9 protein-coding genes are annotated in these 9571 nt (G+C 69.1%); 5 read left to right on the top strand and 4 right to left on the bottom strand.

The window, feature by feature from the left end; translation table 11 throughout:
• Positions 1 to 76: 76 nt before the first annotated feature.
• The 3 genes from ACFVYE_RS46820 to ACFVYE_RS46810 all read right to left on the bottom strand — a co-directional run bounded on the left by ACFVYE_RS46820 (position 77) and on the right by ACFVYE_RS46810 (position 3656).
• A complete protein-coding gene (locus tag ACFVYE_RS46820) occupies positions 77 to 988 on the bottom strand; it encodes an alpha/beta hydrolase fold domain-containing protein (protein WP_383976954.1) in 912 nt (303 codons plus the stop codon).
• A 61-nt stretch (positions 989 to 1049) separates the two neighbouring features.
• Positions 1050 to 2453 carry a dihydrolipoyl dehydrogenase gene (lpdA, locus tag ACFVYE_RS46815; RefSeq protein ID WP_383976957.1) on the bottom strand — a complete coding sequence of 468 codons (1404 nt, stop codon included), beginning with the start codon at positions 2451 to 2453 and terminating at the stop codon, positions 1050 to 1052.
• A gap of 123 nt (positions 2454 to 2576) precedes the next feature.
• Complete coding sequence (locus ACFVYE_RS46810) at positions 2577 to 3656, bottom strand: alkene reductase (RefSeq protein ID WP_383976959.1); 1080 nt, start codon at positions 3654 to 3656, stop codon at positions 2577 to 2579.
• A 181-nt stretch (positions 3657 to 3837) separates the two neighbouring features.
• Between ACFVYE_RS46810 and ACFVYE_RS46805 the strand changes: the two genes are divergently transcribed.
• Positions 3838 to 4440 (top strand): TetR/AcrR family transcriptional regulator, encoded by a 603-nt coding sequence (locus tag ACFVYE_RS46805; protein WP_383976962.1) that lies wholly within the window; start codon positions 3838 to 3840, stop codon positions 4438 to 4440.
• A gap of 175 nt (positions 4441 to 4615) precedes the next feature.
• On the opposite strand, the gene ACFVYE_RS46800 is transcribed toward ACFVYE_RS46805, so the two are convergent.
• Positions 4616 to 5176, bottom strand: a complete 561-nt coding sequence (locus ACFVYE_RS46800) for a TetR/AcrR family transcriptional regulator (protein ID WP_383976964.1) — start codon at positions 5174 to 5176, stop codon at positions 4616 to 4618.
• A 115-nt stretch (positions 5177 to 5291) separates the two neighbouring features.
• On the opposite strand from ACFVYE_RS46800, the gene ACFVYE_RS46795 reads away from it, so the two are divergent.
• From ACFVYE_RS46795 to ACFVYE_RS46780, 4 genes are all read left to right on the top strand, one after another.
• A complete protein-coding gene (locus tag ACFVYE_RS46795) occupies positions 5292 to 5984 on the top strand; it encodes an SDR family oxidoreductase (protein ID WP_389609670.1) in 693 nt (230 codons plus the stop codon).
• Positions 5985 to 6041: 57 nt separating this feature from the next.
• Positions 6042 to 7097 (top strand): aldo/keto reductase, encoded by a 1056-nt coding sequence (locus ACFVYE_RS46790; protein WP_389609668.1) that lies wholly within the window; start codon positions 6042 to 6044, stop codon positions 7095 to 7097.
• Positions 7098 to 7233: 136 nt separating this feature from the next.
• Entirely contained in the window at positions 7234 to 8238 is a 1005-nt protein-coding gene (locus tag ACFVYE_RS46785; protein ID WP_389609666.1) for an NADP-dependent oxidoreductase, read from the top strand.
• 90 nt (positions 8239 to 8328) lie between these two features.
• Entirely contained in the window at positions 8329 to 9192 is an 864-nt protein-coding gene (locus tag ACFVYE_RS46780; RefSeq protein ID WP_389609664.1) for an alpha/beta fold hydrolase, read from the top strand.
• The last annotated feature ends 379 nt before the right edge of the window (positions 9193 to 9571 follow it).

Raw genomic sequence — 9571 nt, 5'->3', positions numbered from 1 at the left:
GACCGGTTCATCGGTCACCGGCATCGCGGTGTCTCGCTGTCACGGCGGTCTTTCGAGCCCCGCTCTCCTGCTGGGTTCAGGCACCGAGGTGCTGGCGCAGCCACTGGCCCATCCGCTGGATGGCCTGGTCGGTCTCGGGTACGCGTCCGGCGCTGAGGATGAAGGAGTGCTGGCCTTCGGGCAGCGGGTGGACCTCGGAGGTGATCTTGAAGTCGGCGAGGCGGCGGCCGAGCGCGGCGCCGTCGTCGGCGAGGGTCTCGTACTCGCCGAAGTGGACGGTGGTGGGCGGCAGGCCGGTCAGGTCGGCGTTCACGAGGCTGATCTGGGGGTCGGCGAAGTCCACGGCGGGGTCCTGGAGCCAGGCTGCCCGGAAGCGCTCGAGCGTGGCCCTGCTGAGCATCCGGTCGTTGCTCTCGTTCGTGTCCACCGCAGGGTGCTGCATGGTGAGGTCGGTCCACGGCGAGACGCTGACGATCGCGCCCGGGGTCGCCTCACCCTTCGCGAGCAGGCGCAGCGGGAGCAGTACCGCGAGGGTGCCGCCGATGGAGTGGCCGGTGCTGCCGATATTCTTCGGCTCGTAGCCCTGGGAGAGCAGCCAGCGGTAGGCGGTCTCGGCGTCGTCGAGCTGGGCAGGGTAGGGGTGCTCGGGGGCCAGGCGGAAGTCCACGACCAGCGAGCGCACGCCGGCGGCCTTGGCGATGTGACCGGCCGCCTTGCGGTCGGAGTACATGGAGGCGGTGACGGATCCGCCGAAGTGGAAGTGGAGCAGCGCCTTGTTGGAGTCGGCGTCCTCGGGGATGGCCCACAGGGCGGGGACGCCGCCCGCGTCGACCTCGGCGTAGCTGACGCCTTCGGGTTCGGTCGACGCACGCTGGTAGGAGTCGATGATGTCGCGGACCACGGCCAGGTCGAGGCCGGGTACGCCCGACTTCGCGCTCGTACGGGCCTGGAACTCCGCGAACTCGTGCTGCTGCTGGCTTATTCCCATGGTGGTGGTGCTCCTTGCTTGGATCGGATGGAGGCCGACTGATCGGCCGGCCGCCCCGGAGTCAGAGGTTGATCATGTGGCCGGTGAGGCCGTGGAACGCTTCCTGGAGTGCTTCGCCGAGAGTGGGGTGCGTATGGACGTTGCGGGCCAGTTCGGCGGCGGTGAGGTCCCACTTCTGCGCGAGGGTGAGCTCGGGGAGAAGTTCCGCGACGTCCGCGCCGACCATGTGTCCGCCGAGGAGCTCGCCGTGCGCGGCGTCGGCTACGAGCTTCACGAAGCCGGTCGGTTCGCCCAGACCGTGGGCTTTGCCATTGGCGGTGAAGGGGAATTTCGAGACGAGCACCTCGTGCCCCTCGTCGCGGGCCTGCTGCTCGGTGAGCCCGAACGAGGCGACCTGGGGCTGGCTGAAGGTCGCGCGGGGCATCATCCGGTAGTCACCCAGCGGCATCGTCTCGGCTCTGGCGATGGTCTCGGCGGCGACGACGCCCTGGGCCTCGGCGACGTGGGCGAGCTGGAGCTTGGCGGTGACGTCGCCGATCGCGTACAGGTGCGTCGCGGTGGTGCGCATGTAGTCGTCGATGGCGATGGCGCCGCGTTCGGTGAGGGCGACGCCGGTGTTCTCCAGGCCGTAGCCGGTGGTGCGGGGCGCGAAGCCGACGGACATTAGGACCTTGTCGGTACGAATCTCCGACCTCTTGCCGTCGGCCGTGGTGTAGGTGACCGTGACGGAGGTTCCCTCGTCCTTGACGGTCTCGACCTTGGTGGAGGTCAGGAGGGTGACGCCGAGCTTCTTGTACTGGCGGGTGATCTCCTTCGACACCTCGGCGTCCTCGTTGGGCAGTGCGCGGTCGAGGAATTCGAGGATCGTGACCTCGACGCCGTAGTTGCGCAGTACGTAGGCGAACTCCATGCCGATCGCGCCGGCGCCGACGATGACGATGGAGGCGGGCAGCTCGCGCTGAAGGATCTGTGTCTCGTAAGTGACGACGTTCTCGCCGAGCTCGACGCCGGGCAGTAGTCGCACGGTGGAGCCGGTGGCGATGATGGCGTCGTCGAAGGTGACTCTCTGCGTGCCGCCGGCGGTGCGGGCGACGTCGATGGTGCGGGCGTCGGTGAAGGTGCCGTGGCCGTCGATCTCGGTGATGGCGTTCTTCTTCATGAGGAAGTGCACGCCTTTGACCCGGCCGTCGGCGACCTGGCGGCTGCGGTCGTAGGCGGCGCCGTAGTCGAAGCTCACTTCGCCCGAGATGCCGAACTGCTTGGCTTGGTGGTGGAGGGTGTGGGCGAGTTCGGCGTTGCGCAACAATGCCTTGGAGGGGATGCAGCCGACGTTCAGGCAGATGCCTCCCCAGTACTGCTTTTCGATGACGGCGACACTCTTGCCCAGTTGGGCAGCGCGGATCGCGGCGACGTAGCCGCCGGGCCCGGCGCCGAGGACGACGACGTCGAAGTGCGTGCTGCTCATGGAGGTTCTCCTTCTTGTTTTCGCCCTGGTCATCGTCATGTCGGCGGCAGGCTGTCGCACGGCGGGACGACGAGCCGCCCACCCGCCCCGGTCCGGTGGATGGGCGGCTCGTGGACGCTGGTGTCAGGCGTGGGCCAGGGTCGGGTAGTCGGTGTATCCGGCCTCGCCGCCGCCGTACAGGGTGGCCGGGTCGATCTCGTTGAGCGGGGCATCGGTGCGCAGACGCTCGACGATGTCGGGGTTGGCCAGCGCGAAGCGGCCCAGCGGGGCGATGTCGGCCAGGCCCGCGTCGATGTCGTCGGCGATCTGCTCGCGGGTGCGGCCGTAGCGGACCACGAGCAGGGCGGTCGGCCACACCTCGCGGAAGGAGCGCAGCAGTTCGTCGTCACCGACGTGATGGACGTGCAGGTAGGCGAGGTTCAGGGGTGCCAGTTCGCCTACCAGGTGGTGGTACTGGGCGCGGACGGCCTCGGTGTCGCCCTCGTCGATCCCGCCCAGCGGCATCGAGGGGGACAGGCGGATGCCGACCCGGTCCGCGCCGATCTCCTCGGCCATCGCCCGGGCGACCTCGACGACGAGGCGGGAGCGGTTGTCGACCGAGCCGCCGTAGGTGTCGGTGCGATGGTTGGCGTTCGGGGAGAGGAACTGGTGCAGCAGGTAGCCGTTCGCTCCGTGGATCTCCACCCCGTCCGCGCCGGCGGCTATCGCGGAGGCGGCGGCGTGCCGGAAGTCCGCGATCGTGGTCTGGATGTCCTGAATGCTCAGCTCACGCGGGACTGGGGTCTTCTTCGGGCCGGTCGCGGTGAATATGTCCTGGTCGGCGGAGATCGCGGAGGGGGCGACCGGCTGGCGGTGGTGCGGGGTGTTGTCCGGGTGGGACATGCGCCCGACGTGCATCAGCTGGATGAACAGTGTCCCGCCGCCCGCGTGCACGGCGTCGGCGACCTCGCGCCAGCCTGCGATCTGCTCGGGAGTGTGGATGCCCGGCGTGTTCGGGTAGCCCTGTCCGTCGGCCGAGGGCTGGGTGCCCTCGGTGATGATCAGCCCGAGGGAGGCGCGCTGACCGTAGTAGGTGGCTGCCAGTGGGCCGGGCGTGCCGTCGCTGTTCGCCCGGCTGCGGGTCAGCGGCGCCATGGCGAGGCGGTGCAGGAGCTCGACGCGGCCGAGCTTGAAGGGCTGCCAGAGGGAGGAAGACGTGGTCATGGGATGCGTGGTCCTTAAGGTCGAGCGTTGGATCGGTCGCCGGTCGCCGGTGTCGCTGTGGATCAAGGGGGACCAGGCGTCGTCGTGGGACGATGGCGGAAAGCCGCATCTGATTCCCATCAGCAACGACTATACTCATAACTGAGTCCAGTCAGAATAAATTCCTCGAAAGGTGTCCTGCATGCCACGCGCTTCCCAGCCGGCAGGTCGGCGCGAGCGGAACAAGCAGCTCAAGCTCGACCGCATCACCGCCGCAGCCCATGAGTTGTTCGCCGAACGCGGCATCGACGAGGTCACCACCCAGCAGATCGCCGACAAAGCTGACATCGGCACCGGCACACTCTTCCTCTACGCCAAGACCAAGGGCGAGCTCCTCCTGCTCGTCCAGAACTCCCTCTACGCCGAAGCCCTCGAACGAGGGCGGGTGGACGCCGAGAACATCCCGGACACCCTGGACGCCGTGATGGCGATCGTCCGGCCGGTTGTCGAGTGCAACCGGACCCAGGTCGACAACGGGCGCGTCTACCTGCGCGAGATGGTCTTCGGCGACCCCGCCGAGCCCCACCACCGCGAGGCCCTCGCCATCACCGGACAGACCGAGGAGGCCGTGGCCGCCGTGCTATGCCGGGACGCACAGGTCGGCGAGGCAGATGCGGCGACAACGGCGCGGATCGTGTCCGCCGTGATGTTCCTCGCGATGGCGGCAAGCGTGAACGTCGCCGCGAGCGTCGACGAGATCGTGCGCGACATCCGGGAGCAGATCGCAGTCCTGCTGACACATTGACGTCGGCTGCGCAACTTCCACCTCACGGGCATGCGGCCCGGGAGCTGACCGATGTCCGGCGCACGGTGGAGCCGATGCGCCAGGCGCCGGGGGCCTTCTCTCACCGCCTCCGTCTGACCGCGGACGCCTCGTCGCCCACGAGTGCGTTCGACGTGCGCCCGCACCGCGCCCTTGATCAGCCTGCTTCCGTCAAGGCTGCGCGCGCAGCGGCGAGGATCTCCCCGGAGAGCGGGGAGCCCTTGGTCGCCCGGGACAGGACCAACGCGCCGAACAGGGTGCAGAGGCGGACGATGCCGTCCTGGTCGTCACTGGCGAGGAAATCGGCGAAGTCAGCCACCCCCTCGGCGTAGACGCGACGGGCCTCGCGCCCCCCGCCCTCGCGCGCGATGTCAGAGGCGAGCGCGGCGATCGGACAGCCGTCCGCCGGGTCGTCGCGGTGCTCGACGGAGAGGTAGGTATCGATCAGCGCCCGCTGGGCGGCGTCGCGCCGCCCGTCGTTGCGTTCGAGCCCGGTGCTGTAGCGCTGGGTGAGCTCGGCGAAGGCGTGGGCGGTGGCCTCGTCGACGAGTGCCTCCTTTGAGGCGAACTGCTTGTAGAAGGCGCCGTGGGTCAAACCGGCTGCCTTCATCAGGTCGGCGACGCTGACCTGCGTGCCCTGCTCCCGGAAAAGCCGGGATGCGGTGTCCACCACCCGCCTGCGATTTTCCTCCGCCTGTGCCTGCGATACGCGGCCCATGACCACCTCCCATTTGGATGTCGACTGGCATCTATCATAGGCCCGTGTTTAGATTGGATGCATAATCTAATTTGTTGCGGGTGGCCGACGGCGCCCGCCAGGACCAGGAGCAGTCATGGAATTGAAGAACGCGGTCGCGGTTGTCACCGGCGCCAACCGGGGCTTCGGGCGGCACCTGGCCGCCCAGCTCGTCGAGCGTGGCGCGAAGGTGTACGGCGCGGCCCGACGCCCCGAGACGGTCGATGTGCCGGGCGTCATCCCGCTGCGGCTGGACGTCACGGACGAGGCGTCGATACAGGAGGCCGCCCGCGTGGCGTCCGACGCGACACTGCTGATCAACAACGCGGGCATCTCCACCGGCGCGACGCTGATCGGAAGCGACGTGGATGAGGTGCGCCGGGAGATGGGGACCAACTTCTTCGGCCCGCTCGCCGCGACCCGCGCGTTCGCCCCCGTCATCGAGGGCAACGGCGGCGGCGCCGTACTCAACGTCCTGTCCGCCCTGTCCTGGTTCCACCCGGCTGGCCTCGGCTCCTACGCCGCATCCAAGGCCGCCGCTTGGGCGCTGAGCGACGCAACCCGTGAGGAGCTGGCGCCGCGCGGGATCACCGTCTCGGCGCTGCACGTCGGCTACATGGACACCGACATGGCCGCCGGCGTGCCCGCCGATCAGAAGGTCGCCGCCGCCGATGTCGCGGCCCAGGCCCTGTACGGCATCGAGACCGGCCTGCCCGAGATCCTCGCCGACGAGACCAGCCGGTACGTCAAGCAGAGCCTGTCCGCGGCACCCCAGGCGAACGCGGGCTGACGCTCACCCCTCCACCCCGGCGCGACCGCCTTCCCACCCCTCACGCAAGGACATCTCATGCGTTACACGACCTTCGGCCACCGGACCGGACTGCGCGTCTCCGAGTACGCGCTCGGCACCGCGAACTTCGGCACCGGCTGGGGCGCAGGCGCCGAGCCGGACGAGGCACGCCGTATCTTCGACCGGTTCGCCGAGGCCGGCGGCACCTTCCTCGACAGCGCCGACGGCTACCAGTTCGGCGAGTCGGAGGAACTGACCGGAAAGCTGATCTCCGCCGACCGCGACCACTTCGTCCTGGCCACGAAGTTCACCCTCGGCGCCGCCCCGCAGCCGGACATCTCCAAGACCGGCAACAGCCGCAAGAACATGGCCGCATCGGTCGAGGCCAGCCTGAAGCGCCTGGACACCGACTACATCGACCTGCTGTGGGTGCACTTCCCCGACGAGCTCACTCCGATGGAGGAACTCCTGCGCGGACTCGACGACCTGGTGAGCACCGGCAAGATCCACCACGCCGCGCTGTCCAACTTCCCCGCCTGGCGCGCCTCGCGCGCGGTAACCCTCGCCGACCTGAAGAACTGGGCCCCGATCGTGGGCATCCAGCACGAGTACAGCCTCGTCGAACGCACCGCCGACCGCGAACTCCTGCCCATGGCCGAGAGCCTCGGACTCGGCGCCGCCCTGTGGTCCCCACTCGGCGGCGGACTGCTCACCGGCAAATACCGCAGCTCCGCCGAAGGGCGCCTGAGCGACCTGGGCATGGTCATCCACACCGAGAGCACCGGCCAGAAGACCGCCGTCGTCGACACCGTCCTGGCCATCGCCCAGGAGGCAGGCGTAACGCCCGCCCAGGTGGCGATGGCCTGGGTGCGCGAGCGCGCCGCCCGTTCCGTGGCCACGCTCGTCCCGATCATCGGCCCGCGCAACCTCTCCCAGCTCGACAGCTACCTCGGCACCCTCGACGTCCAGCTGACCGACGCGCAGTACACCCGCCTGACCGAGGTCAGCGCGGTGCCGCTCGGCGTGCCCCACGAGGGGATCGCCGCCTCCCTGGACCGCCTCCAGGGAGGCGCCGCCGACCGCATCACCGCCCCGGTCGTGCCGGTCGCCTGAGGGGCGAACGCGGCTGGGGACGCGGTGCGTCCGCGCCGCAGCCAGGAAAACAACACAAACTATCTCGTACTGGGATAAGCCCGGGGCGAGCGGAGACCCCGCCCTTTCACGGACGGGAAACGGAACGGAGACGACGATGAGGGCTTTCAGGGTCGCGAAGTACGGCGGCCAAGCCGGGATGCGGGCCGCCGAGATACCCGACCCGCAGGTGGGTGCCGACGACGTCCTGGTCAGGATCCACGCGGCGGGCGTCAACCCGCTGGACCTCAGGATCCGCAACGGGGACTTCAAGGCGTTCATGCCTTACCGTCTCCCGCTCGTTCTGGGCAACGACCTCGCCGGGACGGTCGTGCGGGTCGGCCCGTCCGTCACCCGGTTCGCGGTGGGCGACGAGGTCTACGCCCGGCCCGACAAGGACCGCATCGGCACCTTCGCCGAACTCATCGCCGTTCACCAGGACGACCTGGCACCCAAACCCGCCACGCTCACCATGGCCGAGGCCGCCTCCCTTCCTCTGGTCGCCCTGACCGCATGGCAGGCCCTGGTCGAGCGGGCACGCGTGCAGCCGGGTCAGAAGGTCCTCATCCACGCGGGCGCCGGCGGCCTCGGCTCCATCGCCGTCCAGCTGGCCAAGGCGCTGGGCGCGCACGTGGCCACCACCGTGAGCACCGCCAAGGTCGACCTGGTCAAGGACCTCGGTGCGGACGTCGTCGTCGACTACCGCACGCAGGACTTCGAAGAGGTCCTCGACGGCTACGACGTCGTCCTCGACAGCCTCGGCGGCGAGAACCTCGCCAAGTCCCTGCGCGTGCTCAAGCCCGGCGGCATGGCCATCAGCGTCGCGGGCCCGCCCGACCCGGCCTTCGCCCGTGAACTCGGCGCGAACCCGATCCTCCGCCTGGCCATGGCCGCGCTCAGCTTCAAGACCCGGCGCAGCGCCAAGCGCCACGGCGTGACGTACTCGTTCCTGTTCATGAAGGCCAGTGGCGACCAACTGCGCGAACTCACCCCCCTCATCGACGCCGGGAAGATCCGCCCCGTCGTCGACCGCGTCTTCCCGTTCGAAGAAACCCTTCAGGCCATGGAGTACGTCGAAAAGGGGCGGGCGAAGGCCGGCAAAGTCGTCGTCGCCATGACGTGAGGGCGGGAACGAGCCCAGGCACCAGTCACCTCGGACAACGGGAAGATCCTGCACACCCCACTCCCCCACACACCACCGCAGGACACAGTCATGAGCACACCGTCCAGTTCCCCCACCCCGACGTCGTACAGGAACACGCCGAACCGCTCCGTGGCCGTACGCGACGTGACCTTCGCCTACCGGCGGCTCGGCCCGGACGACGGCGTACCACTGATCCTCCTCAACCACCTGTCCGCAGTCCTGGACAACTGGGATCCCCGCGTCGTCGACGGACTCGCCGCCCGACGCCCGGTGATCACCTTCGACAACCGCGGCGTCGGCGCGTCCGGCGGCTCCACACCCGACACCATCGAGGCGATGGCCCGCGACACCGTGCAGTTCATCCGGGCCCTCGGGTACGACCGGGTCGACCTGCTCGGCCTGTCGATGGGCGGCTTCATCGCCCAGGTCATCGCGGCAGAGGAACCCGATCTTGTACGCAAGCTCATCCTCGCGGGCACGGGCCCCGCCGGAGGGCCCGGCATCGACAAGGTCACAAGCCTCACCATCAAGGACACCCTCAAGGCCGTCCTGACCCGCAAGGACCCGAAGCAGTACCTCTTCTTCACCGACACCGCGGGTGGCCGCCGGGCGGCCCACGCCTTCCTGGAGCGGCTGAAGGAGCGCACGGACGACCGCGACAAGGCCATCTCGCTCTCGTCGTTCCGCGCCCAGCTGAAGGCCATCCACCGCTGGGGGCTCCAGGCTCCGGCCGACCTGTCGCGTATCCACCAACCGGTCCTGGTATCCAACGGCGAGAGCGACCGGATGGTCCCGAGCCTCAACACAGTCGACCTCGCGGCCCGGCTGCCCCGGGGCGAACTCGAGCCCCTCTACCCCGACGCCGGACACGGCGGGATCTTCCAGCACCACGACATATTCGTCCCGCGGGCGCTTGAATTCCTGGAACCGTAGCCAGCCGCCAGACAGGTCAGGACCCCTGCCCCGCACCCGGCGAGACCGGCGCCAGGAAATCTGTCCTCGCACATGGCCACCATGAACAGCGACCTCAGCTTCGGCCAGCTGTCCATTCGCTGCTTCGCCCGCACCCTCGGCCCGGCCAACCCGTCTGCAGCGGGCCGGGGCGGTCCTGTATGACGGCGGCACCATCGTTCACGTGACCACCCGTCTGGGCGGTGAGTAGGCCGACGAGTTCGGTCTCACCGCGCACAGCCCGGACAGCAGCAAACTCATTTGCCGGCGTTGTCACGTTGGCTGGCTGGGGAGATGATCTTCGGGTTGATCATGCCGGAGGGGGACTCGTCCGTGGAGAGCGCGTCGCCGTCGTACAGGG

Source organism: Streptomyces sp. NPDC058239 (genome assembly GCF_042882185.1).
In the GTDB taxonomy this organism is placed as follows: Bacteria; Actinomycetota; Actinomycetes; order Streptomycetales; family Streptomycetaceae; genus Streptomyces.
The sequence above is the reverse complement of the archived record's forward strand: the minus strand, read 5'-3'. Positions and strand labels throughout refer to the sequence as shown.